Raw genomic sequence first — 25,148 nt, 5'->3', positions numbered from 1 at the left:
ACGAGGCAGGACGACCCCCTTCGGTGTGCGGACGCGTGCCAGACAATCGAGACCAGGCGATGACCGCGATTTTTCCGGATCCGACCCACGACCACCGCCGCTGCGCGAGCGATTCGGTCGCCGCCGCCGAGGCCCATTGCAGCGGCAAGGGTGTGCGGCTGTCGACGATGCGCCGCGCCGTGCTGGAGCAGCTGGCGGAGAGCCACGAGCCGCTCGGCGCCTATGAGATCCTCGACCGGCTGTCGGCCGATGGCGGCCGCCCGGCGCCGATTTCGGTCTATCGGGCGCTGTCGTTCCTCACCGGCGAGGGGCTGGCGCACCGCATCGAGAGCCTGAATGCCTACGTCGCCTGCGCGGAGACCCACACCGATGCACAGCCGCTGGTCTTCCTGATCTGCGAGACCTGCCGCCAGGTCGGCGAGGCGAGAGCCGTCGACCTCGGCATCAAGGTGGACACGGTGGCGCGGGCCGCCGGGTTCGAGCCGCGCCGGGCCGCGCTGGAAATCTTCGGCGTCTGCGAGCACTGCCGCACGGCCAAGGGATGAGCGCGTCCGCGAGCGGGCCGGCGCCGCAATCGGCGGCGCTTCTCCCCGACCTTCCGGTCATCGGTCTGATGGTCGTCCTGTGCGCCAGCTGGGGCCTGCAGCAGGTCGCCATCAAGATCGCCATGGTCGACATCCCGCCGCTCACCCAGCTGGCGCTGCGCTGCGGCGGCGGCATCCTGCTGGTCTACGCCTGGAGCCTGTGGCGCGGCGTTGCGCTGTTCCAGCGTGACCGCTCGCTCGTCCCCGGCCTGCTGTCCGGCGGCTTCTTCGCCACCGAGTTCGTGATTCTGTACCTGGCGCTGGAGCACACGGCGGCGAGCCGCGTCACCCTGTTCCTCTACACCGCGCCGTTCTTCGTGGCGCTGGGGGCGCTGGTGTTCCTGCCCGGCGAGCGGCTGCGGCCGCTGCAGTGGCTCGGCGTCGTCTTCTCGTTCACCGGCGTGGCGGTGGCGATGGGCGCGCCGCCGCCGGAGGCCGACTGGGCGAGCCGGCTCGCCGATGCCGGCTGCGTGCTCGCCGGCGCGCTGTGGGCCGGGCAGACGCTGACCATCCGCAAATCGGTGCTGAAGACCGTGCCGTTCGAGAAGGTGCTGCTCTACCAGCTGACGATGTCGTTGCTCTTCGCGGTGGTGTTCGCGGTCGTGCGCGGCGAGGAGCTCCGGTGGCCAGTGTCCGGCACGTCGATCTTCTGGCTCCTCTACCAGATCGTCTGGGTGGTGGCCGTCACCTACCTGATCTGGTTCAAGCTGCTGTCGCGCTACGCCGCCGGCCCGCTGCAGGCAGCCACTGCCATGAGCCCGATGTTCGGCATCGCCGCCGGCGTGCTGGTGCTCGGCGAGGCCTTCACCCCGGGCTTCGGCATGGCGACGGTGCTGATCGTCATCGGGCTGGTGCTGGTCAACTATCGGCGCAGGCGCCCCCTGCCGGACGGCGGCATCCGACCTACATAGGGGCGAACGGTTGTTTCCGCCCGATCGAGACCACCGCGGGAATCCGGACGGGGCGGCGGCTGTGCGTGTCGCCGGCTTGTGATATGGATCGGCCACCCTGTCCGCCCGATCGCGACCCCGACAGCGAGAGTTCGGCGATGAACGCGCCCATGACCCCGACTGCGCCCCCGATTGCCTCCGGTCCCAGCGCCCGGCGCCGCTCCGTGCCCGTCGACGTGGGCGGCGTGATCGTCGGCGGCGAGGCGCCGGTCGTCGTGCAGTCGATGACCAACACCGACACCGCCGACATCCAGGCCACCGTCGCCCAGGTGGCGGCACTGGCCCGTGCCGGCTCCGAGATCGTGCGCATCACCGTCGACCGCGACGAGGCGGCGGCCGCCGTGCCGCACATCCGCGACCGGCTGATGCTGATGGGCATCAACGTGCCGCTGGTCGGCGACTTCCACTACATCGGCCACAAGCTGCTCGCCGACCATCCCGCCTGCGCCGAGGCGCTCGCCAAGTACCGGATCAATCCCGGCAACGTCGGCTTCAAGGCCAAGCGCGACAGCCAGTTCGGCGCCATCATCGAGATGGCGATGCGCCACGACAAGCCGGTGCGTATCGGCGTCAACTGGGGCTCGCTCGACCAGGAGCTGCTGACCCACCTGATGGACGAGAACGCCGCGTCGGCAGCGCCGGTGTCGGCCGCCGCCATCACCCGCGAGGCGATGATCCGCTCCGGGATCCTGTCAGCGGAGCGCGCCGAGGAGCTGGGGCTCGGCCGCGACAAGATCCTGATCTCGGCCAAGGTGAGCGACGTGCAGGAGCTGATCGCGGTCTACCGCGACCTGGCGCGGCGCTGCGACTATGCGCTGCACCTGGGCCTCACCGAGGCCGGCATGGGGTCCAAGGGCATCGTCGCCTCGTCGGCGGCGCTGGGCATCCTGTTGCAGGAAGGCATCGGCGACACCATCCGCATTTCGCTGACGCCGGAGCCGAACGGCGACCGGACGCGCGAGGTCACCGTCGCCCAGGAGCTGCTGCAGACGATGGGCTTCCGCGCCTTCGTGCCGGTGGTCGCCGCCTGCCCCGGCTGCGGGCGCACCACCTCGACCGTCTTCCAGCAGCTCGCCAAGGACATCCAGGCGCACCTGTCGGAAAGCATGCCGGTGTGGAAGGAGCAGTATCCGGGCGTGGAGGCGCTGCAGGTCGCCGTCATGGGCTGCATCGTCAACGGCCCGGGCGAATCCAAGCACGCCGACATCGGCATTTCGCTGCCCGGCACCGGCGAGACGCCCGCCGCCCCGGTGTTCGTCGACGGCCGGAAGGTCACCACGCTGCGCGGTCCGAAGATCGCCGACGAGTTCAAGCAGATGGTCGCCGACTATATCGAGAACCGCTTCGGCCGGTCGTCGGCGAGCGACGCGGCCGAGTAGGCGTCATTCGGCCGCCGCCCGATCTGCGGGCGTCTCGCCATCGAAGGCCTTCCGTGCGGCTTCCATCTCGTCGGCGTGCTCGACGGCCCAGCGCGACAGGTGGCTGATCGGCTCCAGCAGCGACTGGCCGAGCGGCGTCAGCGCGTATTCCACCTTCGGCGGAACGCTGGCGAAGACCGTCCGGGTGACCAGGCCGTCCCGCTCCAGTCCGCGCAGCGTAAACGTGAGCATCCGTTGCGAGATCACGCCGATCCGCCGCTTCAGCTCGTTGAAGCGGACCGGACCGTCGGCGAGCAGCACGACCACCAGCACGGCCCACTTGTCGCCGATACGAGCCAGCACCGGCGCGACCCGCTCGCACCGCCCGGCAACACGGATGTGACCGACATTCATGGATGTGCCTCCTTGCGATCCGGCGCGCGGTGGTGTGAAACGTCCGGTATCAATCTGATACCATAGTCCCTCCGAAGACAGATAGGACGCTCCCACATGGCCCTTCGCCTGAACGTCATCATCGCCAGCACCCGTCCCGGTCGCGTCGGTCCCTCCGTCGCCAAGTGGTTCGAAAGCTATGCGAAGGAGAAGAGCGACTTCGACGTGCACCTGGTCGATCTCGCCGACTTCGCCTTTCCGGTCTACGACGAGCCCAAGCATCCCCGCATGCAGGACTACCAGCACGACCACACCAAGCGCTGGGCCGACAGCGTCGCGGCGGCAGACGCCTTCGTGTTCGTGACGCCGGAGTACAACTATCATCCGACGCCGGCGCTGGTGAACGCGTTCACCTACGTCTCCAGCGAGTGGGGCTACAAGCCGGCGTCGTTCGTGAGCTACGGCGGTGCGTCGGGCGGTACCCGCGGCGCCGACGCGGCCCGCACCTGGTTCAGCCCGCTGAAGCTGATGGCGGTCCCGGAAGCCGTGATGGCGCCGATGGTGTTCCCGCAGATCCAGGACGGCGTGTTCACGCCGAACGACCTGCAGATCGACAGCGCCGACGCGATGCTGAAGGAACTGCACCGCTGGGCCGAGGCGCTGAAGCCGATGCGCGGCTGACCTGGTCGGGCTATCGCTTCCGTCCGTGGCGGGTCATCGGACCGGCCACGGACGCGCTATTGGACGCGCGCGGCCGATGTGACCACATGAGGGAAAGCCCTCTCTTGGGTGCATTCCCGGATCCGGCCCCGCACGATGTCCGACACGCTGCTCCTCAACGAACCGCTGATCCGGCTCGCCGCCTTTCTCGGCGTGCTGGCGCTTATGGCTGCATGGGAGGTGGCCGCGCCGCGCCGCCGCCGCGAGATCCCGCGCCTGCTGCGCTGGAGCAACAATCTCGGCCTCGTGGTGCTCGACACCGTGATCCTGCGGCTCGCCTTTCCGGTGCTGGCGGTGGGCTTCGCGCTCTATGCGCAGGAGAACGGCCTCGGCCTCTTCAATCTGGTCGAGGCGCCGACCTGGCTGGCGTTCGTCGTCTCGCTGCTCGCTTTCGATCTGGCGATCTATCTGCAGCACGTGATGTTCCACGCCGTGCCGGCGCTGTGGCGGCTGCACCGGATGCACCATGCCGACCTGGAAATCGACGTCACCACCGGGCTGCGCTTCCATCCGGGCGAGATCCTGATCTCCATGGGCATCAAGCTGGCGCTGGTGGCGGTCCTCGGCCCGCCGGCGGCGGCGGTACTGGTGTTCGAGGTGGTCCTGAACGCCATGTCGATGGCCACCCACACCAACGTCGGGCTGCCGCCGGCGCTCGACCGGGCAGCGCGCTTCCTCGTCGTGACGCCCGACATGCACCGGGTCCACCATTCCATCGACCCGGCCGAGACGCACACCAACTTCGGCTTCAACCTGTCCTGGTGGGACCGGCTCTTGGGCACCTACCGGCCGCAGCCGAAGCTCGGCCACACCGGCATGACCATCGGCATCCCCGAGTTCCGCACCCGTCGCGACCTGTGGCTGGACCGGATGCTGATCCAGCCGTTCCGGGGCCGCGCCGGGCGCTCGATGATCAGGCGGGACGGGACGGACGCGTGAGAAAGCGTGCCGAACCGCCTCAGAGGCCGGCCAGCGCCATGTACTTGATCTCGAGATAGTCCTCGATGCCGTGGTGGGAGCCCTCGCGGCCGAGGCCGCTCTCCTTGACGCCGCCGAACGGCGCCACCTCGGTGGAAATGATGCCGGTGTTGATGCCGACGATGCCGTATTCCAGCGCCTCGCCGACCCGCATGATGCGGCCGACGTCGCGGCTGTAGAAATAGGCGGCGAGCCCGAATTCGGTGTCGTTGGCGAGGCGGACGGCCTCCTCGTCGGTGTCGAAGCGGAACAGCGGCGCCATCGGGCCGAAGGTTTCCTCGCGCATGACCTGCATGTCCGGCGTCACGTCGGCCAGCACGGTCGGCTCGAAGAAGGTCTGGCCGAGCCCGTGGCGGTTGCCGCCGGTAAGCACACGGGCGCCCTTGCCGACGGCGTCGGCGATGTGGCGCTCGACCTTCTCCACCGCCTTCTCGTTGATCAGCGGGCCCTGGACGACGCCGTCGTCGAAGCCGTTGCCCACCTTCATCTGCTCAGCAGCCTTGGCGAACTTTTCCGCGAAGGCGTCGTAGACGCCGGCCTGGACGAAGATGCGGTTGGCGCAGACGCAGGTCTGGCCGGCGTTGCGGAACTTGCTGGCCATGGCGCCTTCGACGGCAGCATCGAGGTCGGCGTCGTCGAAGACGATGAACGGCGCGTTGCCGCCGAGTTCCAGCGACAGCTTCTTCACGGTGTCGGCCGCCTGACGCATCAGGAGCTTGCCGATGCCGGTGGAGCCGGTGAAGGAGAGCTTGCGGACGATCGGGTTGCCGGTCATCTCGCCGCCGATCTTCGCCGCCTCGCCGGTGACCACCGACATCACGCCGGCCGGCACGCCGGCGCGCTCGGCCAGCACGCACAGCGCCAGCGCGCTGAAGGGCGTGAACTCAGACGGCTTGATCACCATCGGGCAGCCGGCGGCCAGCGCCGGCGCGAGCTTGCGGGTGATCATCGCGGCCGGGAAGTTCCACGGCGTGATCGCCGCCGTGACGCCGATCGGCTGCTTGATGACCAGGATCCGGCGGTCGCCGGACGGAGCCGGAATGGTCTCGCCGTAGACGCGCTTGGCCTCCTCGGCGAACCACTCCAGGAAGCTCGCCGCGTAGGCGATCTCGCCGCGCGATTCCGCCAGCGGCTTGCCCTGCTCCGCCGTCATCAGGCGGGCAAGGTCCTCCTGGTTCTCCATCATCAGATCGAAGAACTTGCGCAGGATCGACGCGCGCTCCTTGGCGGGGCGGGCGCGCCAGGCCGGCCAGGCGGCGTTGGCGGCCTCGATGGCGCGCTTCGTCTCCGCCGCGCCGCAATGGGGGATGGTGCCGAGGACGGCGCCGGTTGCCGGATCGGTGACGTCGGTGGTGGCGCCGCCATCGGCGTCGACCCAGTCCCCGGCGATGTAGGCCTGGGTGCGGAAGAGGCTGGGGTCGGCGAGATCGAGGCGGGTGGCGCCTCCGGCGTCGACGGACTGCAGGGTGGCCTGGGCCATGGTCATACCTCCTCGTCGGATCGGCGGATGGGCAGGAAGCGGGTGCGCGGGACCGCGCGAGGTCCCGGGCGGGTCACCGGGCCGCCTGCCGGATGGTTTGGTCCGAAGCGGACCATAGGGGCTTGTGCGGCCGGTGGACAGGCGGCGCTTCGCCGCTGCGCATGTGCCATTTTGCGCCAACGCCCGTGCCGGGGTATGCCCGTTCGGCTCGCCTTCGCACGCGCATGCCCCGTGGAGGGCGTGCTGCCGGGCGGAGGCCCTTTCCGGATGAGGACGACATGGCTGTGACCCCGTTCGATTCGCGCATTCTCGGGCCCCTGTTCGCCGATCCCGAGATCGCCGCGCTGTTTACCGACGAGGCTGAACTGGCGGCGCTGATCGACGTGGAACGGGCGCTCGCCCGGGCCGAGGGACGGCTCGGCGTGATCCCGGCGGAGGCGGCGGCCGAGATCGACCGCCGGTTGGACGGTGCGGAGGTCGATCCGGCCTCGCTCGCATCCGGCACCCGCGGCGCCGGCGTGCCGCTGCCGGGGCTGGTGAAGGATCTGAAAGCCATCGTCGGCGGCGAGGCGGCCCAGTTCGTCCACTGGGGCGCCACCAGCCAGGACATCGTCGACACCGCCCTGGTGATGCGCCTCGGCACGGCGCTGGACCTCCTGGAGGCGCGGCTGGACACGCTTGTCGCCTGTCTCGCAGATCTGGCGGATCGGCACCGGGCGACGGTGATGGCGGCGCGAACGCGCACCCAGATCGCCGTGCCGACGACCTTCGGCCTGCGCGCGGCGGGCTGGCTGGCGCCGCTGCTGCGGCACCGGGAGCGGCTGGCCGAGGCACGGCCGCGGATCCTGATGGTGCAGTTCGGCGGCGCCGGCGGGACGGCCTCGGCGATCGGCGGCGACGGGCTTGCCGTGATGGAATCGCTGGCCGCCGAGCTCGGGCTCGCCGTGCCGCCTATGCCCTGGCATACCCAGCGGGACGGGCTGATGGAGCTGGCGGGCTGGCTCGCGAACCTGACCGCCAGCCTTGGCAAGATCGGCACCGACGTGGCGATCCTGGCCCGCAGCGAGGTGGCCGAGGTGCGGCCCGGCAGCGGCGGCGGATCGTCGACCATGCCCCAGAAGGCGAACCCGGTGTCGGCGGAAATGCTGGTTGCGCTGGCGCGGATCACCGCCGGCAACCTGGGCACCTTCGCGCAGGGCGCGATCCACGCCGAAGAGCGCGACGGCGCGGCATGGTCGGTGGAGTGGGCGACGCTGCCGGCGATGGTGGCGGCGGCCGGCGGCGGGCTCGTCCACGCGGCCGAGCTGCTGGAGACGCTGGTGGTCGATGCGGCCGCGATGCGCGCCCGGGCCGGCGGGGCGACGCTGGCGGAAGCCGCGAGCTTCGCGCTGTCGGAGCACATGACGCGCGAGGCGGCGCAGGCGCTGGTCAAGCAGGCCGCCCAGGGCGATGCGGACCTGGTGACGGCGCTGGCGGAGCTTTCCGACGCGCCCATCGACTGGGCGGCGTTCGCCGATCCGTCCGCGCATCTGGGCGTTGCCGACGCCTTCGTCGAGCGAGTGCTCGCGGCGGCGCGGAAAGGCTAGAGGGGGGTGCGAGCGGAAACCGGCTTTCCGCCCGCAGCCCGCGCCAAGATATGAGAATCGCTCACGATCTATGAGGTCAGGTCGATCAGACCCGATCTCCTCGTGATCTACAGCGCTGCGGCGGTCGCGGCGGCGTGGCGGACGCTGGCGCGCTCCTTCTCCGACGCCGACTTCAGCTGGCCGCAGGCGGCCGAGATATCTCGGCCGCGCGGGGTGCGGATCGGCGAAGCATAGCCCGCGTGGTTCACCACGTCGGCGAAAGTCTCGATCGTCTCCCAGTCGGAGCACTCGTAGACCGAGCCCGGCCACGGGTTGAACGGGATCAGGTTGATCTTGGCCGGAATGCCCTTGAGGAGCCGGACGAGTTCGCGGGCGTCCGACGGGCTGTCGTTCACCCCCTTCAGCATCACGTACTCGAAGGTGATGCGCCGGGCGTTCGAGAGGCTCGGATACTGCCGGCAGGCCTCCAGCAGCTCGGCGATCGGGTAGCGCTTGTTCAGCGGCACGAGCATGTCCCGCACCTCGTCACGCACCGCGTGCAGAGAAATCGCCAGCATCACGCCGATTTCCTCGCCGGCGCGCGGGATCATCGGCACGACGCCCGAGGTCGACAGGGTGATTCGCCGCCGCGACAGGCCGACCCCGTCGCCGTCCGCGGCGATCAGCAGCGCCTGCTTGACGGCGTCGAAATTGTAGAGCGGCTCGCCCATGCCCATCATGACGATGTTGGACACCAGCCGGCCCTCCGAAGGAACCACGGCGCCGTCGGTCGGCGCCTTGCCCGGCAGATCGCCCAGCCGCTGGCGCGCGGCGAGGATCTGCTGCAGGATCTCGCCCGCCGTCAGGTTGCGCACCAGGCGCTGGGTGCCGGTGTGGCAGAACGTGCAGCTCAGCGTGCAGCCGACCTGGCTGGAGACGCACAGCGTGCCGCGCCCTTCCTCCGGAATGTAGACCGTCTCCACCTCGACCGGCCGGCCGGCTCCGCGCGGCGGAAAGCGGAACAGCCACTTGCGGGTACCGTCGACGGAAATCTGCTCGTCGACGATCTCCGGCTCGGAGATGCTCGCCACCTCGGACAGCCGGGCCCGCAGGTCGCGGCTGACGTTGGCCATGGCGTCGATGTCGGTGGCGCCGCGCAGATACAGCCAGTGCCAGAGCTGGGCGACCCGCATGCGGATCTGCTTCTCTGCCACGCCCGCCTCGCGCAGCACCTGGGCGAGGCCGTCGCGATCGAGCCCGACGAGGGACGTGCGCGGGTCGTCGGCCGCGCTCCCCCGGGCGGGGGAAGCCGGCGCGGCAACAGGAAGGATGGTGTCGGCGGTCAGGGTCATGGTCGATCAGATCGGGTGCGCGTCCGGCGGACGCAAGGTCGGAACGGGGTGCTGAAAATGGTTCGGCCGGCGCCCGTTATCGCACGAACGCCGGCTCACGTCAGTCCTGCCCGGGATTCCGGCGGCCAGGGCCGCCGGAATGCGCAGGGAAATCTAGTTGCAGATCTGGTTGATCCGGTCGGTCGCGGCGGTGACGCCGGACAGCGAGAACCGGTAGCTGGTCTCCGTGCCCCGCGCCGAGGCGCCGCTGGCCGACATCGCCCGGCCCGCCCGCATCGCTGCCAGCAGCGAGGCTTCCTGTGCCGGGTTCTCCATCCAGGCGCCGTCGCCCTTGGTGAACAGCGTGAATTTCTGCCCGTCCACATCGACCGTGACGCCGGAGTTTTCCTTGAACGTGTAGCCGACCAGCATGCTGGTCTCGCCCTTGACGCCCTCCGAAGGCCGGTTGCTCACGAAGAAGAACACGTCGCCGTGATCGCGATCGGCGGGCTGCATGTCCTTCGGTTTCGACAAGGCGTAGCAGATCTTCCCCGACTGTCCGTCGTAGGAGTAGACCTCCCAGTCGTTGTACTTCTGCACCAACGTTGGCGTCGAAGATTGGGCCATCGCAACTCCGGTCGAGAGAAACGACACGAGAGCAGCGAAAATGACGACACGCTTCAGCATAGGCCACCCATCGGATTCGGAATTGGGTTCGCAGGATCGGCCGGGACCATAGACCGACCAAGGTTCACGAAGGGTATATAGCGGAACAAGCGGCCGACGTCGCGGCGTCTGGCCCCGTAGCGACCCGATCGAATTCCGTCTATGATTACCGGAACATGGGGACGCTGGCCGCAGAAATTGGGCGAGAGTGTGGCTTGTCCGCCCGTCGCGCGCCCCTGCCGGTGGCGGTCGAACCCCGTTATCGTAACGAAATCCGCGGGCTTGTCTGCCCATCGACCGACCAACAGCTCGAAGCGAAAAAAGCGGAACCGTGGCCGACGACGATCCCTACGCCGACATGGTCGAGGCGGTGGCAACCACGCGTGATCGGGTTGCGTTCGCATCCCTGTTCGACCACTTCGCCCCCCGCATCAACGCCTTCCTGCTTCGCCTCGGCACCGACAACGGCAACGCCGAGGAGCTGACCCAGGAGGTGATGGTCACCCTGTGGCGGAAGGCGGCGCTGTTCGACCGCTCGAAGTCGTCGGTGGCCACGTGGCTGTTCCGGATCGCGCGCAATCGCCGCATCGATCTCGCCCGCCGCGACCGATCGTCTCTGCTGGATCCCGAAGAACCGGCCCTGCAGCCCGGCGCCACCGCCAAGCCGGACGCGGAACTCGATGCGCGCGACCGCGAGCAGCGCGTGCGCAAGGCCCTCCAGGGGCTGCCCCCCGAACAGGTCGAACTGATCAAGCTCGCCTTTTTCAGCGGACTGTCCCATTCGGAAATCGCCGAACAGACCAATCTGCCGCTGGGCACCGTCAAGTCGCGCATCCGGCTCGCGTTCGGCCGCCTGCGGCAGACGCTGGACAGCGACGCCCCGGACACGGACGGCTAGCCTTACCCCCGCAACCGCCCCGACACAGGATCAGATCACGTGCGCGCCGTCCTGAGCAAAGAGCCCGGCCCCCCGTCCAGCCTCGTCGTGGAGACCATCGATCGGCCTGAGCCCGGCCCGGGCGAGGTCCTCATCGCCGTGGAGGCGGCCTCCCTCAACTTCTTCGACAAGCTGATCATCCAGGACCGCTACCAGTATCGCCCCGAGCGGCCGTTCTCGCCGGGTGCGGAATGCGCCGGCCGGGTGGCCGCGCTGGGCGCCGGCGTGACCGGCTTTGCCCAGGGCGACCGGGTGGTGGCCTACGTCGCCTGGGGCGCGTGCCGGGAGTACGTGATCGCCAAGGCTGCCGCGCTGGTGCCGGTGCCCGAGGCCGTCGACAGCACCATCGCCGCGACGGTGATCGTCACCTACGGCACGACCCTCTACGCGCTGCGCGACCGCGGCGACCTGAAGCCGGGAGAGACGCTGGCCGTGCTCGGCGCGTCGGGGGGCACCGGGCAGGCCGCGGTGGAAATCGGCAAGGCGATGGGCGCACGCGTGGTCGCCTGCGCCTCCTCGGCGGACAAGCTGGCGTTCGCCCGCAGCCTCGGCGCCGACGAGGGCGTCGACTACGGGCGTGAGGATCTGAAGGAGCGGCTGAAGGCGCTGACCGGCGGCGCCGGCGTGGACGTCGTCTACGATCCGGTCGGCGGCGCGCTCGCCGAACAGGCCCTGCGCGCCTGTGCATGGCTCGGCCGCTTTCTGGTGATCGGCTTCGCCTCCGGCGACATTCCGAAGATCCCGCTGAATCTGGCGCTCCTGAAGAGCTGCGACATCCGCGGCGTGTTCTGGGGCTCGGCGGTGGAGCGCGATCCGGACGGCCACCGGCGCAACGTCGCACAGCTGCTCGCGTGGGTCGCGGAGGGCCGGCTCAAGCCGCACCTCGACGCCGTCTACCGGCTCGAGGATACGGCGGTCGCGCTGCAGCGGCTCGCTGACCGCGACGTCAAGGGCAAGGTCGTCATCCGGCCCTGAGCGGCGAGGCGCCGGCTCAGGCTCCGGCCGTCTTGCTGCCCTTCTGGCGCAGGCCCAGAACCCGGCGCGCCTCCCGGCGGTGCTCATCCTTGATGTGCGTCGTCGCGAGCGCAATCACGCCGAACAGCACCGAAGCGTCGTCGGCAAAGCCTATTCCGAGCAGGATGTCCGGCACCAGGTCCGTCGGCAGCACGAAATAGCCGAGTGCCCCGAACAGCATGGCCCGCACGCGGATGGGCGTGGCCGGGTCGAGTGCGCAATAGTAGGCCGCCACCAGATCCTCCACGAAGGGGATCTGGCCGACGGCGCGCTTCAAGGTGCCCCAGAACCGGCTGCGCACTACATGCTCCTGGGCATGGGGATGATCCGGCGGGAGGATTTCCGGTTCCGCCATCTTGCGTCCGCGTCCGAACATTCGCGTCTATCTCCGTTCAGGTGCGACGACTGCGCCGCACGGCCGGGTCATTCACCGACCAGTTTGTTCATTTCCTTGGCCATCCGGACGTCGAGATCGGTCAATCCGCCGGCATCGTGGGTCGACAAGGTCACCGTTACAGTCTTATAGACATTCGACCACTCGGGATGATGATCGATCTTCTCTGCATAGAGCGCGACCCGGGTCATGAAACCGAACGCCTCCCGGAAATTCCGGAAGGTAAACGTGCGGGTGATGGCATCGCGGCCGTCCACCGGCGCCCAGCCGGTGAGCGCGGCCAATGCCGCCGTGCGGTCGTTGCCGGAAAGAAGCTCGGCCATGCGGGGCCTTCCCTGTTGTCCTGCGTGTCACATGGGAACCGTAAGGGGGAACGTCGAGAGGGCAGCCGTGTTCCCGCGCCCCGGCGGTCCGTCTCTCGCCAGCTGTTTGGGAAACCCTCATGACGACACCTGAAGTGCGGTCGATCCTGTTCGTCTGCCTCGGAAACATCTGCCGCTCGCCGATGGCGGCCGGCATCGTGCGCAGCCTTGTCGTCCCGCGGCAGCCGCCGCTCGCGATCGAATCGGCCGGCGTCGGGCCCTGGCACGTCGGAAAGCCGCCGGACGGTCGGGCCGTTGCCGCCGCCCAGCGCAGCGGCATCGACCTTTCCGAGGATCGGGCACGGATGCTCACCGAGGACGATTTCCACACCTTCGACCTGATCCTGGCGATGGACTCCCTGGTGCTCGCCGACATCTGCCAGCGCGCCCCGGCCGGCGCGCCGGCCCGGATCGCACTGTTCCGCGCGTTCGCCGAGGGCGTGGAGCGCGACGTCCCGGACCCCTATTATGGCGGGGATGACGGCTTCGACGAGGTGTTCGTCGAGATCGAAGCGGCCGCCAGGGCGCTGCTTGCCCGGCTCTGACCCTCTCGGGTGTGTCCGGGCGGCGGATCGATCTCGACCTTGCCCGCAATGGCGTCAGTCCGCCCGCGACAGCACCAGCTTCACGGCAAATCCCGCCATCACCGACGCGAACAGCCAGTCGATGACGCGCGTCAGCCGCGGCGAGCGCCGCAGCCGCACCGCGATGCGGTCGGCGCTGAGGATGAGGACGGTGGCGAACGCCATCGCGACCACCGCGAACAGCACCCCCAGGAACATCAGCATGGCGGGGGCGTTGGGGTCGGTCGGCGTCACGAACTGCGGCAGGAACGTCACGAAGAAGACGATGATCTTCGGGTTGAGGAGATTGATCATCAGCCCCTTGGCGAACACCCGGCCGATCGGGTCGGGGGCGGCTCCGCGATCCGACAGCGACAGCGCCGAGCCATGCCGGAGCGCCTCGATGGCCAGCCACAGGAGATAGACCGCGCCGACGATCTTCAGCACCAGAAAGGCCGTGGCGGAGGCGGCGATGAGGGCGGACAGGCCGATCGCCACCAGCACCGTGTGGACGAGCAGCCCGACGGTCGCACCGGCCATGGAGGCGAAGCCGGCCAGCCGATTCTGCGAGATCGTCTTCCCCAGGAACAGGGTCATGTCCGGCCCCGGCGTGAGGGTCAGGGCGACGGCGGCGACCAGATAGGCGCTGAGGACGGGCAGGCTGGGGACGAAATCCATGACGGGCTCCGGGAACTGCGATCCCCGCTCTTGCCACAGACCGGCCGGCCCGGCGAGCCTCTTCACCGCTTGCGGAAGACGACCTCGACCGTGCCGACGGGGAAGCCGTATTTCGAGACGACGGCCTTGTTGAGCACGACGGTGCGCGACTGGGGAACGAGCACGTCCTCGAAGGCGAGGTTACGTGTCTTGCCGCCCTTGCCGGTCACCTCGGCGACGTAGGACAGCCGCACCGTCGCGCCGTCCTGCCAGACGTCGGCGACCCCGACCACGTCGCCGCGGGTTCCCCTGTAGGTGCCGTCCCGTTGCTTGGTGAAGCGCCAGGTCTTGCTGACGCGCTCGCCGTCGTCGAACACGAAATCCTCGCGCAGCGTCAGCGTACGGCCGTCCCAGGTGCCGGCGGTCTTGACCGTGAAGGTGCGCTCGACGCCGGCGATGCGGCTTTCGAAGCGCCCTTCCCCGGTGGTGTGGCCGGCAAAGAAGGCCTCCAGCGTCAGCGGCTCGACGCGCGGCGGGATCGTGGCTTCCGGGGTGGTCATGCAGGCACCGGCCAGCGATCCCGCAAGCGCGACGAAGATCAGACGGCGGAGCATGGTCATCGGCGTCCTCGTTCCATGGCGGCCTGGAGACCAGGGCGCAGTCCTGCGGGGGTAACGTCCGGGTGGTGCCGCCCCTACGATGTGCACGCGGCGCGAGGCACGGTGCTTCGACATACGCGCGGGTCGCCCGACCGGATGTGCGAGTTCATCGCCTACCGGTGCGCGCCCGCCCATTGCAGCGCTTCGTCCATGCGGTCGTCGCCCCAGAACATCTCGCCGTCCGCTGCGACGAAGCTCGGCGCACCGAAGATGCCATGGGCGACGGCGGCATCCGTGTTGGCCCTGAGCTCCGCCTTCGCCGCATCGCCGGCGGCAACGGCCAGCAGGGCGGTCCCATCGAGGCCGGCGGCGTCGAGCGCCGGCCGCAGCACGTCCGGGTCGGCGATCCGTCCGCCTTCGCCGAAGCCGGCATGGAAGATCGCGCGCGTGACGGTCGCCCGGTCGGCTCGGGGCGCGGCCAGAACGCAGCGGGCGGCCAGCAGTCCGTTCTGGGGAAACGGATCCGGCCGGACGAAGGGCAGGCCGCGCGCGGCCGACCGGCGGCCGACGTCGCGCCACATGTAGCGCCCCTTGGCCGGGTAGATGTTGAACGGCGAGGTACCCCAGCCCTGATCGCGGAAGATCGGCCCGAGCAGGAACGGCCGCCAGCGCACCTCGACCTCGAGAGCCTCGGCCAGGGCGTCGATCCGCACCGCCGACAGATAGGAATAGGGCGAGGCGAACTCGTAGAAGAAGTCGAGGACGGGCTGGCTCAAGGGGCGTCTCCCTGCGCGGTTTGTCCGATCGTCAGGCCGCGCAGGGCCGCCGTCAATCGGCCGTCGTTCCGGGTCGCCAGTCTCAGGCGCGGGGATGGGCGCGGGCGTAGACGTCGAGCAGGTGGGCGGTGTCGATGGCCGTGTAGCCCTGGGTGGTCGACAGGCTGGCGTGACCGAGCAGCTCCTGGATCGAGCGGAGGTCGCCGCCGGCGGCCAACAGGTGGGTCGCAAAGGCGTGGCGCAGCGCATGCGGCGTGGCGCTGTCGGGCAACCCGAGGCCGCCGCGCAGCGCCGCCACGGTGCGTTGTACGATGCGCGGCGAAAGCGGTCCGCCCTTGGCGCCGACGAACAGCGGCCCGTCGCTCGCCAGCGCATAGGGCACCAGCCGGAGATAGGCGGCAGCGGCGTCGGCGATGGCAGGCAGCACGGGCACGAGCCGGGTGCGGCCGCCCTTGCCGGTGATCCGCAGCGGCACGCCGGTGTCGGTGGGGGCATTGCGCCGGGTGATTGCCAGCGCCTCGCCGATGCGCAGCCCAGCCCCGTAAAGGAGGGTGAGCACGGCCGTGTCGCGGGCGGCGATCCAGGGCGTGGCGTGGTCGTCGGCTCCGTCGATCATCGCCCGGGCGTCGGCGATGCCGACCGGCCGCGGCAGGGTCTTCGGCGTCTTCGGGGCGGCCACGGCGCGGAAGGCGGTGGCGTCGAAGCCGCCGCGGCGTTCCAGCCAGGTCGCGAACGAGCGCACACCGGCGAGGCCGCGTCCGACGGTCCGGGTCGAGGCGCCGCCCATCCGCCGCCGCGCCAGGAAGGCGCGCACGTCCTGGGCCTTCAGGCCGGCGAGGTCGTCAACGGACGGCGGATCGCCGAGATGCCCGGTGAGAAAGCTGCAGAACTGCCGGACGTCGCGCGCGTAGGCGTCGAGCGTGTGGGCGGCGAGACGCCGCTCGCCGGCAAGGTGGGCGAGCCAGCTGCGGACGCTGGCCGCAAGGTCCGCCTGCATGATCATGATCGGATCGGTCATCGCCCACCTGTCTGATCGGGAGGCATGTCGCCTCGACCAGGTGGGATCACCCGATCGGCGCAGGACCCCTCCGAAGCACGGACTGGCGCTCGGTACGGCGCCCGTCGCCGTGCTGCGGACACCATGCGACCGGCCGATTAAGAACCGGTTAGGCCGGCCGTCGAGCGCGGAAGTCTCGCCGATCAGACGATGGTCTGGCCGGTCTTCTTCCAGTCGGAGAGGAACTGGTCGAGGCCCTTGTCGGTGAGCGGATGGTCGATCAGCTTGTGGATGGTCGCCGGCGGGATCGTCGCGACGTCGGCCCCGGCGAGCGCGCAGTCGCGCACGTGGTTGGAGGTGCGCAATGAGGCCGCGAGGAGCTGGGTCGTCAGCTCCGGATAGTTGTCGAAGACGGCCCGGATCTCGCGGATCAGCACCATGCCGTCGAGGCCGATGTCGTCGAGGCGGCCGATGAACGGCGACACGAAGGTGGCCCCGGCCTTGGCCGCCAGCAGCGCCTGGACGGCGGAGAAGCACAGGGTCACGTTGACCATCGTGCCTTCTCCGGTCAGCGTGCGGCAGGCGCGCAGGCCGTCCCACGTCAGCGGCACCTTGACGGTGACGTTGGGGGCGATCTTGGCGAGCTTGCGGCCCTCGGCGAGCATCGCGTCGACGTCGGTCGCGGTGACCTCGGCGCTGACGGGACCATCGACGATGTCGCAGATCTCGGCGATGACGTCGGCCATCGGGCGGCCGGCCTTCAGGATCAGCGACGGGTTGGTGGTCACACCATCGAGAAGACCGGTCTCCGCAAGGGCACGAATCTCGGCTACATCGGCCGTATCGACGAAGAATTTCATGACGGCGTCCTTTCCGTTTCCGAGCCGTCATGGGCCAGCCTCGTTCTCGACGCAAGGAGGAATGACGGTGATTCTCGATCACATCGGGTTTGCGGTCGGCGACTACGAAAAGGCGAAAGCCTTCTACGAGGCGGCGCTGGCGCCGCTCGGCATCGGGCCGGTCATGGAGGTCGGTCCGGACCAGACCGGCGAAGACAGCTGGGCGATCGGCTACGGCCGCGGCCAGAAGCCGGAGCTTTGGATCGCCAGCGGCGGTCCGACGGAGCGGATCCACATCGCCCTGACGGCCGACGACCGCGCCCAGGTCGACGCCTTCTACCAGGCCGCGCTTGCGGCCGGCGCCACCGACAACGGGGCGCCGGGCGTCCGGCCGCACTACCACCCGGACTATTACGGCGCCTTCGTCATCGACCCGGAAGGCCACAATCTCGAAGCCGTCTGTCACAAGCCGGGCTGAGGGACGCGCGGGCGGTTGGTCGATCGGGTGACGGATCTTTTCGGAGCGGGCCCAGCGCGGGCCGGCCGGCACGACCACCGGGTGTCGGTGCTCGTGCCCGTCGCCGTGGAGGCGCCCTATACCTATGCCAGCGACCGGCCGCTGGCGCCCGGCACCATCGTGGCCGTGCCGCTGGGCACCCGCGAGGTGCTGGGCGTCGTCTGGGACGACCCGCCGGATCCGTCGATCGGCGGCAACCGCATCCGTCCGCTGATCCGCATCTTCGACGCGCCGCCCCTCTCCGACGGTCTCCGCCGCTTCGTCGACTGGGTCGCCGCGTGGACGCTCGGCAGCCGCGGCATGGTTCTGCGGATGGTGCTGCGCGTGCCGGAGGCGCTGGAGCCGGAACCGCCGATCCGGGCGGTGCGGTTCACCGGCCAGGAGCCGGAGCGGCGCACCGACGCGCGCACGCGGGTGCTCGAGCTCGTCCGGGAGGGAATGGCGTGGTCGAAGTCGGGGCTGGCGGCGGCGGCCGGCGTCTCGCCCTCGGTCGTCGACGGGCTCACCAGGCAGGGCTGCCTGGAGGAGGTGCTGATCCCGCCCGACACGGCCTATGCGGATCCCGATCCCGAGGCGCGGCTGCCGAGGCTCTCCGACCTGCAGGCCCATGCGGCCGACAGCCTCGTCACCGCGGTGAAGGCGCAGCGGTTCTCGGTCTCGCTGCTGGACGGGGTCACCGGCTCGGGCAAGACTGAGGTGTTCCTGGAGGCGGTGGCGGAAACCCTTCGCCAGGGCCGGCAGGCGCTGATCCTGATGCCGGAGATCTCGCTGACCAACATGGTCATCGACCGCATCGAGCGGCGCTTCGCGGCGCGCCCGGCCGAATGGCATTCCGCGGTGCCGCCGCGCCAGCGGGTGCGGGTGTGGCGCGGCGTTGCCGAGGGTCGGGTGCCGATCGTGGTGGGCGCGCGCTCGGCGCTGTTCCTGCCCTTCGCCAACCTCGGCCTGATCATCGTCGACGAGGAACACGACCCCGCCTACAAGCAGGAGGACCGGGTCAGCTACCACGCCCGCGACATGTCCATCGTGCGCGGCCAGCAGGGCGATTTCCCGGTCATCCTGTCCTCGGCGACGCCGTCGATCGAGAGCCGGGTCAACGCCGACCAGGGCCGCTACCGCCGCCTGCACCTGCCGACTCGGGTGTCGGGTGCAGAGCTTCCCGGCGTCACCGCCATCGACATGCGCCGCGACGGACCGCCGGCGGGCCAGTGGATCTCGCCGATCCTCGCCGCGGCCGCCGAACAGGTGCTGGGGGCGGGACGGCAGGTGCTGTTCTTCCTCAACCGGCGCGGCTACGCACCGCTGACACTATGCCGCACCTGTGGCCACCGCTTCATCTGCCCGAACTGTTCGGCGTGGCTCGTGGACCACCGCCTGCGCGGCAAGCTGGAATGCCACCACTGCGGCCACACGGAGAAGCGCCCCGACGCCTGCCCCTCCTGCGGCAGCGTCGATACCCTGGTCGCCTGCGGACCGGGGGTGGAGCGCATCGCGGAGGAGGTGCGGGCGCGCTATCCGCACAAGCGGGTGATGATCCTGTCCTCCGACCTGCCGGGCGGCACCGAGCGGCTCAGGCGCGAACTGGCGGTCATCGCCGAGGGCAACGTCGACGTCATCATCGGCACCCAGCTGGTGGCCAAGGGGCACACGTTTCCGCTCCTCGACCTGGTCGGCGTGATCGATGCCGACCTCGGACTGTCGAACGGCGACCCGCGGGCCGCGGAGCGCACCTTCCAGTTGCTCACCCAGGTGACCGGCCGCGCCGGCCGCGTCGGCGGGACCGGCCGCGGCCTGCTGCAGTCCTACGCGCCCGGCCATCCGGTGATCCGCGCGCTGGTGTCCGGCGACCGCGAGGCGTTCTACCGGGAGGAAATCGCAGCCCGCCGCAATACCGGGCTGCCGCCGTTCGGCCGCCTCGCGGCGGTGATCGTGTCGGGATCCGACAAGGCCGAGGCGGACGCATATGCGCGGGCCTTCGCCCGGGCGGCTCCGCCGACCCGGGAGGTGGAGATTCTGGGGCCGGCCGAGGCGGCCCTCGCCGTGCTCCGGGGACGCTACCGGTTCCGCCTGCTGGCCCGCTGCGCGCGCGGCGTCGACCTGCAGAGCTACCTGCGGGCCTGGCAGGCCGCGGCGCCGCGCACCCGTGGCAGCGTGCGCTGCATGATGGACGTCGATCCGCAGAGTTTTCTGTGATGGGAGCACCGGAGCGTGCCATAACTGTGGCCTCGGTGCGCCGCGGTATGTTGCGCCCACAAATCCCCTGTGCTAAGCGGGCCGCGGCCGCCGGGAAGGCCCGCTGGCCGACGATTTCCGCCCGACGTGATTTTCTTCGCTCGACGGACGATTGGTGGCTTGCCGGCAATCGTTGCCGATCCGCCCGAATGAAAGAAGGACACCGGTGACAGACGCACCATCGCTCACCTCCGGCGTTGCGCTTCGGTACGCATCCGCGCTGTTCGAACTGGCGCAGGAAGCCAACGCTCTCGAGTCCGTCGAAGCGGACGTCGACGCGTTCGGGAAGATGCTCGACGAGAGCGAGGACCTGAAGCGTCTGGTCGAGAGCCCGCTCTTCACCACCGAGCAGCAGGCCAACGCCATCGACGCCATCTTCAAGAAGGCCGGCGCGGGCGAACTGGTCTCGAACCTGTTCAGGGTCGTCGCCCGCAATCGCCGCCTCTTCGCCGCCCGCGACATCGTCCGCGCGTTCCGCTCGCTGATGGCGGCGCACCGCGGCGAAATGGTCGCCGAAGTCACCACCGCGGAGCCGTTGTCGGACGAGAGTGCGACACGGCTGCGCGAGATCCTTGCCGACCAGACAGGACGTGCTATCAAGCTCGCGACCAAGGTCGACCCGAGCCTGATTGGCGGTCTTGTCGTCAAGGTCGGTTCCCGCATGATCGATACGTCTCTGCGTACACGATTGAATTCGCTCAAGACCGCGATGAAAGAGGTCGGTTGATGGATATTCGCGCCGCGGAAATCTCCGCCATCCTCAAGCAGCAGATCAAGAATTTCGGCCAGGAGGTCGAAGTCACGGAAGTTGGGCAGGTGCTGTCGATCGGCGACGGCATCGCCCGCGTCTACGGCCTCGACAACGTCCAGGCCGGCGAGCTGGTTGAGTTCCCCAACGGCATCCGCGGGATGGCGCTGAACCTCGAGGCCGACAATGTCGGCGTCGTGCTGTTCGGCGACGACCGCGAGATCAAGGAAGGCGATACGGTCAAGCGGACCGGCACCATTGTCGATGCCCCGGTCGGCAAGGGCCTCCTCGGCCGCGTGGTCGATGCGCTCGGCAACCCGATCGACGGCAAGGGCCCGATAGACGCCACCGAGCGCCGCCGCGTCGACGTGAAGGCGCCCGGCATCATTCCCCGCAAGTCGGTGCACGAGCCGATGTCGACGGGTCTGAAGGCGATCGACGCGCTGATCCCGGTCGGCCGCGGCCAGCGCGAGCTGATCATCGGCGACCGCCAGACCGGCAAGACCGCGATCATCCTCGACACCTTCCTCAACCAGAAGCCGCTGAACCAGGGCGACGACGAGAGCCAGAAGCTCTACTGCGTCTACGTCGCCATCGGCCAGAAGCGGTCGACGGTCGCCCAGTTCGTGAAGACGCTGGAGGAAAACGGCGCGCTCGAATATTCGATCGTCGTGGCCGCCACGGCCTCGGATCCGGCGCCGATGCAGTTCCTGGCGCCGTTCACCGCCTGTGCCATGGGCGAGTATTTCCGCGACAACGGCATGCACGCCGTGATCGGCTACGACGACCTGTCCAAGCAGGCCGTCGCCTACCGCCAGATGTCGCTGCTGCTGCGCCGTCCTCCGGGCCGCGAAGCCTACCCGGGCGACGTGTTCTACCTGCACTCGCGTCTGCTGGAGCGCGCCGCGAAGCTCAACGCCGATCACGGCTCGGGCTCGCTCACCGCGCTTCCGGTCATCGAGACCCAGGCGAACGACGTGTCGGCCTACATCCCGACCAACGTGATCTCGATCACCGACGGCCAGATCTTCCTGGAGACGGACCTCTTCTACCAGGGCATCCGCCCGGCGGTGAACGTCGGTCTCTCGGTGTCGCGCGTCGGCTCCGCCGCCCAGATCAAGGCGATGAAGCAGGTGGCCGGCCCGATCAAGGGCGAGCTCGCCCAGTACCGCGAAATGGCGGCGTTCGCCCAGTTCGGCTCCGATCTCGACGCCTCGACCCAGCGGTTGCTTGCCCGCGGCGCCCGGCTGACCGAGCTCTTGAAGCAGCCCCAGTTCTCCCCGTTGAAGACGGAAGAGCAGGTGGCGGTCATCTACGCCGGCGTGAACGGCTACCTCGACAAGCTGCCCGTTTCGGCGGTCGGTGACTTCGAGGAAGGCCTGCTCCTGTATCTCCGTGGCGAGCACAAGGCTCTCCTCGACGAGATCTGGGAGAAGAAGGAACTCAGCGACGACCTGCGCGGCAAGCTCAAGTCGGCGGTCGATTCCTTCGCCAAGACTTTCAGCGCGTAAGCGGCGCCCCCGGCTAACGAGGACGCTCAATGGCGAGCCTAAAGGACCTGCGCAACCGCATCGCCTCCGTGAAGGCGACGCAGAAGATCACCAAGGCCATGCAAATGGTCGCGGCGGCGAAGCTGCGTCGCGCTCAGGAGGCGGCCGAAGCGGCACGCCCCTATGCCGAGCGGATGCAGTCGGTGCTCGCAAGCCTCGCCGATGCGGTGAAGGGGAGCGACGAGGCACCGACGCTGATGGTCGGAAACGGGCGCGACGACACCCATCTCCTGGTCGTTTGCACCGCCGATCGCGGCCTGTGCGGGGCGTTCAACTCGTCCATCGTGCGCCTCGCGCGGCAGTCGGCCCTGCGCCTGCAGCGCGAGGGCAAGAAGGTCCAGTTCTTCTGCGTCGGCCGCAAGGGCTACGACATCCTGCGCCGCGAGTTCGCGAGCCAGATCGTCGAGGTGGTCGAGCTCAAGCACGTGCGCCGGTTGGCCTTCAGCGACGCCCAGAGCGTCGCCGACAAGCTGATCAAGCGCTTCGAGAACGGTGATTTCGACGTCGCCACCCTGTTCTTCGCCCACTTCAACTCGGTGATCAGCCAGGTGCCGACCGAGCAGAAGCTCATTCCGGCGGATGTCTCCGGGGATGCGGCGGGCGACGCCGCGGAGGCCGACGGCGCCGCGGTGCGCGAATACGAGCCGGAGGAGAGCGAGATCCTGGAGGATCTGGTTCCCCGCAACATCTCGGTCCAGCTGTTCCGGGCGCTCCTGGAAAATGCCGCATCCGAACAGGGTGCCCGGATGAGCGCGATGGACAACGCCACGCGCAACGCCGGCGAAATGATCGAAGACCTGACGATGGAATACAACCGGACGCGTCAGGCCCAGATCACCAAGGAACTGATCGAGATCATCTCCGGCGCCGAAGCGTTGTAGCAGCGCGCCGAACGCACAGACTTTTCACGTCCCGCGGCCGCTGCGTCCCGTCATTCGAGGCGGCGCGGCCGTCGGGACAGGCCACCAGACTCTCTCCTCCCGCGACGGGAGGGCGGACGTGAGCTCGAGACGGAGCAGACCCATGACGAAGAATGTCGGAACCATCAATCAGGTGATCGGCGCCGTTGTCGACGTGAAGTTCGGCGACACGCTGCCTTCCATCATGAACGCCCTCGAAACCGATAACAACGGCGTCCGCCTGGTGATGGAGGTCGCGCAGCATCTCGGTGAGAACACCGTGCGCTGCATCGCCATGGACTCCACCGAGGGCCTCGTTCGCGGCCAGGAAGTCACCGACATGGGCCAGCCGATCATGGTGCCCGTCGGCGACGGCACCCTTGGCCGCATCATGAACGTCATCGGCGAGCCGGTGGACGAAGCGGGGCCGATCGCCCACAGCGAAACCCGGCCGATCCATGCGCCCGCCCCGTCCTACGTCGAGCAGTCGACCGAAGCGGAAATCCTGGTCACCGGCATCAAGGTCGTCGACCTTCTCGCCCCGTACGCCCGCGGCGGCAAGATCGGCCTGTTCGGCGGCGCCGGCGTGGGCAAGACGGTGCTCATCCAGGAGCTGATCAACAACGTCGCCACCCAGCACGGCGGCTACTCGGTGTTCGCCGGCGTGGGTGAGCGCACCCGCGAGGGCAACGATCTCTACTACGAGATGATCGAGTCCGGCGTGAACAAGGAAGGCGGCGGTGCGGGCTCCAAGGCCGCCCTCGTCTACGGTCAGATGAACGAGCCTCCGGGCGCCCGCGCCCGCGTCGGTCTCGCCGGCCTGACGGTCGCCGAGTACTTCCGCGACCAGGGCCAGGACGTGCTGTTCTTCGTCGACAACATCTTCCGCTTCACCCAGGCGGGTTCGGAAGTGTCGGCTCTGCTCGGCCGTATTCCGTCGGCGGTGGGCTATCAGCCGACGCTCGCGACCGACATGGGCGCGCTGCAGGAGCGGATCACCACCACCACCAAGGGCTCGATCACCTCGGTGCAGGCGATCTACGTGCCCGCCGACGATCTGACCGACCCGGCGCCGGCGACCTCGTTCGCGCATCTGGACTCCACCACGACACTGAACCGCTCGATCGCGGAAAAGGGCATCTACCCGGCGGTGGATCCGCTCGACTCCACGAGCCGCATGCTCTCGGCCCTGATCATCGGCGAAGAGCACTACAACGTCGCCCGTCAGGTCCAGCAGATCCTGCAGCGCTACAAGTCGCTCCAGGACATCATCGCGATCCTGGGCATGGACGAGCTGTCGGAAGAGGACAAGCTGTCGGTGGCCCGCGCCCGCAAGATCGAGCGCTTCCTGTCGCAGCCGTTCCACGTGGCCGAGGTGTTCACCGGCAAGCCGGGCGTGTTCGTCGAGCTGGCCGACACCATCAAGGGCTTCAAGGGTCTCTGCGAAGGCGAGTACGATCACCTGCCGGAGGCGGCCTTCTACATGGTCGGCACCATCGAGGAAGCCGTCGAGAAGGCGCAGCAGCTGGCCGCGGAAGCGGCCTGATCCCAGGCGTAGCAGGCAAGAGCAAGGAACCCAGTCATGGCCGGGAGCTTCCATTTCGAGCTGGTTTCGCCGGAGCGTCTCGTCATTTCGGAAGACGTCGACGCCGTCCTCGTGCCGGGAAGCGAGGGTGAGTTCGAAGTGCTCGCCGGCCATGCGCCGTTCCTCTCCACCCTGCGTCCGGGGCTGATGCGCGTGCGCGGCGGCTCCAAGCCGGAGCGTCAGATCTTCGTGCGCGGTGGGTTCGCCGACACCGGCCCCGACGGCCTCACCGTTCTCGCCGAAGAGGCGATCCCGGTGGAGGAGATCGACCGGGCGGTGATCGCCAGCCAGATCACCGATGCCGAGGAAGACGTGAAAGACGCCAAGGACGAGGCGTCCCGCGACGAGGCCGAGCGCAATCTCGAGCACCTGCGCGAAGTCCAGCGCGTCCTCGGCCACGGCTGACCCCGACGGACGGCCGCCGTCGCGGATCCTGAAATCAAGAAAGCCCGCC

At 69.1% G+C, this 25,148-nt stretch carries 27 protein-coding genes; 16 read left to right on the top strand and 11 right to left on the bottom strand.

What is annotated here, in order from left to right:
- Nucleotides 1-59: 59 nt before the first annotated feature.
- The 3 genes from ACSSVZ_RS10145 to ispG all read left to right on the top strand — a co-directional run bounded on the left by ACSSVZ_RS10145 (nucleotide 60) and on the right by ispG (nucleotide 2,913).
- Nucleotides 60-545: a Fur family transcriptional regulator gene (locus tag ACSSVZ_RS10145; protein ID WP_453969697.1), complete on the top strand. Its 486-nt coding sequence runs from the start codon at nucleotides 60-62 to the stop codon at nucleotides 543-545.
- On the top strand, nucleotides 542-1,495 hold the full coding sequence (locus tag ACSSVZ_RS10140) for a DMT family transporter (RefSeq protein ID WP_453969696.1): 954 nt from the start codon (nucleotides 542-544) through the stop codon (nucleotides 1,493-1,495). The genes ACSSVZ_RS10145 and ACSSVZ_RS10140 overlap by 4 nt, the downstream gene beginning before the upstream one ends.
- Before the next feature lie 149 nt (nucleotides 1,496-1,644).
- Nucleotides 1,645-2,913 carry a flavodoxin-dependent (E)-4-hydroxy-3-methylbut-2-enyl-diphosphate synthase gene (gene ispG / locus ACSSVZ_RS10135; protein WP_453969695.1) on the top strand — a complete coding sequence of 423 codons (1,269 nt, stop codon included), beginning with the start codon at nucleotides 1,645-1,647 and terminating at the stop codon, nucleotides 2,911-2,913.
- 3 nt (nucleotides 2,914-2,916) lie between these two features.
- Here ispG and ACSSVZ_RS10130 read toward each other — a convergent pair whose 3' ends face one another.
- Nucleotides 2,917-3,306 carry a winged helix-turn-helix transcriptional regulator gene (locus ACSSVZ_RS10130; protein WP_453969694.1) on the bottom strand — a complete coding sequence of 130 codons (390 nt, stop codon included), beginning with the start codon at nucleotides 3,304-3,306 and terminating at the stop codon, nucleotides 2,917-2,919.
- Between the two features lie 96 nt (nucleotides 3,307-3,402).
- Here ACSSVZ_RS10130 and ACSSVZ_RS10125 point away from each other — a divergent pair, with 96 nt between their 5' ends.
- Together ACSSVZ_RS10125 and ACSSVZ_RS10120 are read left to right on the top strand one after the other, a co-directional pair.
- On the top strand, nucleotides 3,403-3,966 hold the full coding sequence (locus ACSSVZ_RS10125; RefSeq protein WP_453969693.1) for an NADPH-dependent FMN reductase: 564 nt from the start codon (nucleotides 3,403-3,405) through the stop codon (nucleotides 3,964-3,966).
- 135 nt (nucleotides 3,967-4,101) lie between these two features.
- A complete protein-coding gene (locus ACSSVZ_RS10120) occupies nucleotides 4,102-4,944 on the top strand; it encodes a sterol desaturase family protein (RefSeq protein ID WP_453969692.1) in 843 nt (280 codons plus the stop codon).
- 19 nt (nucleotides 4,945-4,963) lie between these two features.
- On the opposite strand, the gene gabD is transcribed toward ACSSVZ_RS10120, so the two are convergent.
- A complete protein-coding gene (gene gabD / locus ACSSVZ_RS10115; protein ID WP_453969691.1) occupies nucleotides 4,964-6,463 on the bottom strand; it encodes an NADP-dependent succinate-semialdehyde dehydrogenase in 1,500 nt (499 codons plus the stop codon).
- 278 nt (nucleotides 6,464-6,741) lie between these two features.
- Here gabD and pcaB point away from each other — a divergent pair, with 278 nt between their 5' ends.
- Complete coding sequence (gene pcaB / locus ACSSVZ_RS10110) at nucleotides 6,742-8,049, top strand: 3-carboxy-cis,cis-muconate cycloisomerase (protein ID WP_453969690.1); 1,308 nt, start codon at nucleotides 6,742-6,744, stop codon at nucleotides 8,047-8,049.
- Nucleotides 8,050-8,156: 107 nt separating this feature from the next.
- On the opposite strand, the gene rlmN is transcribed toward pcaB, so the two are convergent.
- Both rlmN and ACSSVZ_RS10100 read right to left on the bottom strand, forming a co-directional pair.
- Nucleotides 8,157-9,380 (bottom strand): 23S rRNA (adenine(2503)-C(2))-methyltransferase RlmN, encoded by a 1,224-nt coding sequence (rlmN, locus tag ACSSVZ_RS10105; protein WP_453969689.1) that lies wholly within the window; start codon nucleotides 9,378-9,380, stop codon nucleotides 8,157-8,159.
- Between the two features lie 153 nt (nucleotides 9,381-9,533).
- Nucleotides 9,534-9,986, bottom strand: a complete 453-nt coding sequence (locus ACSSVZ_RS10100) for an invasion associated locus B family protein (RefSeq protein WP_453969688.1) — start codon at nucleotides 9,984-9,986, stop codon at nucleotides 9,534-9,536.
- Between the two features lie 370 nt (nucleotides 9,987-10,356).
- Between ACSSVZ_RS10100 and ACSSVZ_RS10095 the strand changes: the two genes are divergently transcribed.
- Entirely contained in the window at nucleotides 10,357-10,923 is a 567-nt protein-coding gene (locus tag ACSSVZ_RS10095) for a sigma-70 family RNA polymerase sigma factor (RefSeq protein ID WP_453969687.1), read from the top strand.
- A gap of 39 nt (nucleotides 10,924-10,962) precedes the next feature.
- On the top strand, nucleotides 10,963-11,937 hold the full coding sequence (locus tag ACSSVZ_RS10090; RefSeq protein WP_453969686.1) for an NADPH:quinone oxidoreductase family protein: 975 nt from the start codon (nucleotides 10,963-10,965) through the stop codon (nucleotides 11,935-11,937).
- Between the two features lie 16 nt (nucleotides 11,938-11,953).
- On the opposite strand, the gene ACSSVZ_RS10085 is transcribed toward ACSSVZ_RS10090, so the two are convergent.
- Together ACSSVZ_RS10085 and ACSSVZ_RS10080 are read right to left on the bottom strand one after the other, a co-directional pair.
- Nucleotides 11,954-12,352: a YkvA family protein gene (locus ACSSVZ_RS10085; protein WP_453969685.1), complete on the bottom strand. Its 399-nt coding sequence runs from the start codon at nucleotides 12,350-12,352 to the stop codon at nucleotides 11,954-11,956.
- A 47-nt stretch (nucleotides 12,353-12,399) separates the two neighbouring features.
- Nucleotides 12,400-12,693, bottom strand: coding sequence for a 4a-hydroxytetrahydrobiopterin dehydratase (locus ACSSVZ_RS10080; RefSeq protein WP_453969684.1), 294 nt, complete (start codon nucleotides 12,691-12,693; stop codon nucleotides 12,400-12,402).
- 119 nt (nucleotides 12,694-12,812) lie between these two features.
- Between ACSSVZ_RS10080 and ACSSVZ_RS10075 the strand changes: the two genes are divergently transcribed.
- Nucleotides 12,813-13,277 (top strand): low molecular weight protein-tyrosine-phosphatase, encoded by a 465-nt coding sequence (locus ACSSVZ_RS10075; RefSeq protein ID WP_453969683.1) that lies wholly within the window; start codon nucleotides 12,813-12,815, stop codon nucleotides 13,275-13,277.
- A 54-nt stretch (nucleotides 13,278-13,331) separates the two neighbouring features.
- On the opposite strand, the gene ACSSVZ_RS10070 is transcribed toward ACSSVZ_RS10075, so the two are convergent.
- The 5 genes from ACSSVZ_RS10070 to fsa all read right to left on the bottom strand — a co-directional run bounded on the left by ACSSVZ_RS10070 (nucleotide 13,332) and on the right by fsa (nucleotide 17,184).
- Nucleotides 13,332-13,973: a LysE family translocator gene (locus ACSSVZ_RS10070; RefSeq protein ID WP_453969682.1), complete on the bottom strand. Its 642-nt coding sequence runs from the start codon at nucleotides 13,971-13,973 to the stop codon at nucleotides 13,332-13,334.
- Between the two features lie 62 nt (nucleotides 13,974-14,035).
- Nucleotides 14,036-14,572, bottom strand: a complete 537-nt coding sequence (locus ACSSVZ_RS10065) for a DUF3833 family protein (RefSeq protein ID WP_453969681.1) — start codon at nucleotides 14,570-14,572, stop codon at nucleotides 14,036-14,038.
- A gap of 152 nt (nucleotides 14,573-14,724) precedes the next feature.
- Nucleotides 14,725-15,327, bottom strand: a complete 603-nt coding sequence (locus tag ACSSVZ_RS10060; RefSeq protein WP_453969680.1) for a DsbA family protein — start codon at nucleotides 15,325-15,327, stop codon at nucleotides 14,725-14,727.
- An 82-nt stretch (nucleotides 15,328-15,409) separates the two neighbouring features.
- Nucleotides 15,410-16,345: a tyrosine recombinase XerC gene (locus tag ACSSVZ_RS10055; protein WP_453969679.1), complete on the bottom strand. Its 936-nt coding sequence runs from the start codon at nucleotides 16,343-16,345 to the stop codon at nucleotides 15,410-15,412.
- 182 nt (nucleotides 16,346-16,527) lie between these two features.
- Nucleotides 16,528-17,184 (bottom strand): fructose-6-phosphate aldolase, encoded by a 657-nt coding sequence (gene fsa, locus ACSSVZ_RS10050; protein WP_453969678.1) that lies wholly within the window; start codon nucleotides 17,182-17,184, stop codon nucleotides 16,528-16,530.
- 70 nt (nucleotides 17,185-17,254) lie between these two features.
- Here fsa and ACSSVZ_RS10045 point away from each other — a divergent pair, with 70 nt between their 5' ends.
- The 7 genes from ACSSVZ_RS10045 (at nucleotide 17,255) to ACSSVZ_RS10015 (ending at nucleotide 25,099) form a co-directional block, all read left to right on the top strand.
- The gene (locus tag ACSSVZ_RS10045; RefSeq protein WP_453969976.1) at nucleotides 17,255-17,641 is read left to right on the top strand and encodes a VOC family protein; all 387 of its coding nucleotides are present in this window, start codon (nucleotides 17,255-17,257) and stop codon (nucleotides 17,639-17,641) included.
- A 27-nt stretch (nucleotides 17,642-17,668) separates the two neighbouring features.
- On the top strand, nucleotides 17,669-19,873 hold the full coding sequence (locus ACSSVZ_RS10040) for a primosomal protein N' (protein ID WP_453969677.1): 2,205 nt from the start codon (nucleotides 17,669-17,671) through the stop codon (nucleotides 19,871-19,873).
- Nucleotides 19,874-20,078: 205 nt separating this feature from the next.
- On the top strand, nucleotides 20,079-20,639 hold the full coding sequence (locus tag ACSSVZ_RS10035) for a F0F1 ATP synthase subunit delta (protein ID WP_453969975.1): 561 nt from the start codon (nucleotides 20,079-20,081) through the stop codon (nucleotides 20,637-20,639).
- A complete protein-coding gene (gene atpA / locus ACSSVZ_RS10030; protein ID WP_453969676.1) occupies nucleotides 20,639-22,171 on the top strand; it encodes a F0F1 ATP synthase subunit alpha in 1,533 nt (510 codons plus the stop codon). The genes ACSSVZ_RS10035 and atpA overlap by 1 nt, the downstream gene beginning before the upstream one ends.
- A 29-nt stretch (nucleotides 22,172-22,200) precedes the next feature.
- The gene (locus ACSSVZ_RS10025) at nucleotides 22,201-23,091 is read left to right on the top strand and encodes a F0F1 ATP synthase subunit gamma (protein WP_453969675.1); all 891 of its coding nucleotides are present in this window, start codon (nucleotides 22,201-22,203) and stop codon (nucleotides 23,089-23,091) included.
- Between the two features lie 142 nt (nucleotides 23,092-23,233).
- Nucleotides 23,234-24,655 carry a F0F1 ATP synthase subunit beta gene (atpD, locus tag ACSSVZ_RS10020; protein ID WP_453969674.1) on the top strand — a complete coding sequence of 474 codons (1,422 nt, stop codon included), beginning with the start codon at nucleotides 23,234-23,236 and terminating at the stop codon, nucleotides 24,653-24,655.
- A 36-nt stretch (nucleotides 24,656-24,691) separates the two neighbouring features.
- Nucleotides 24,692-25,099: a F0F1 ATP synthase subunit epsilon gene (locus tag ACSSVZ_RS10015; RefSeq protein ID WP_453969673.1), complete on the top strand. Its 408-nt coding sequence runs from the start codon at nucleotides 24,692-24,694 to the stop codon at nucleotides 25,097-25,099.
- Nucleotides 25,100-25,148 lie beyond the last annotated feature (49 nt).

Source organism: Amorphus sp. MBR-141 (assembly GCF_053628695.1).
This window is presented reverse-complemented; position numbering and strand designations above follow the sequence as displayed.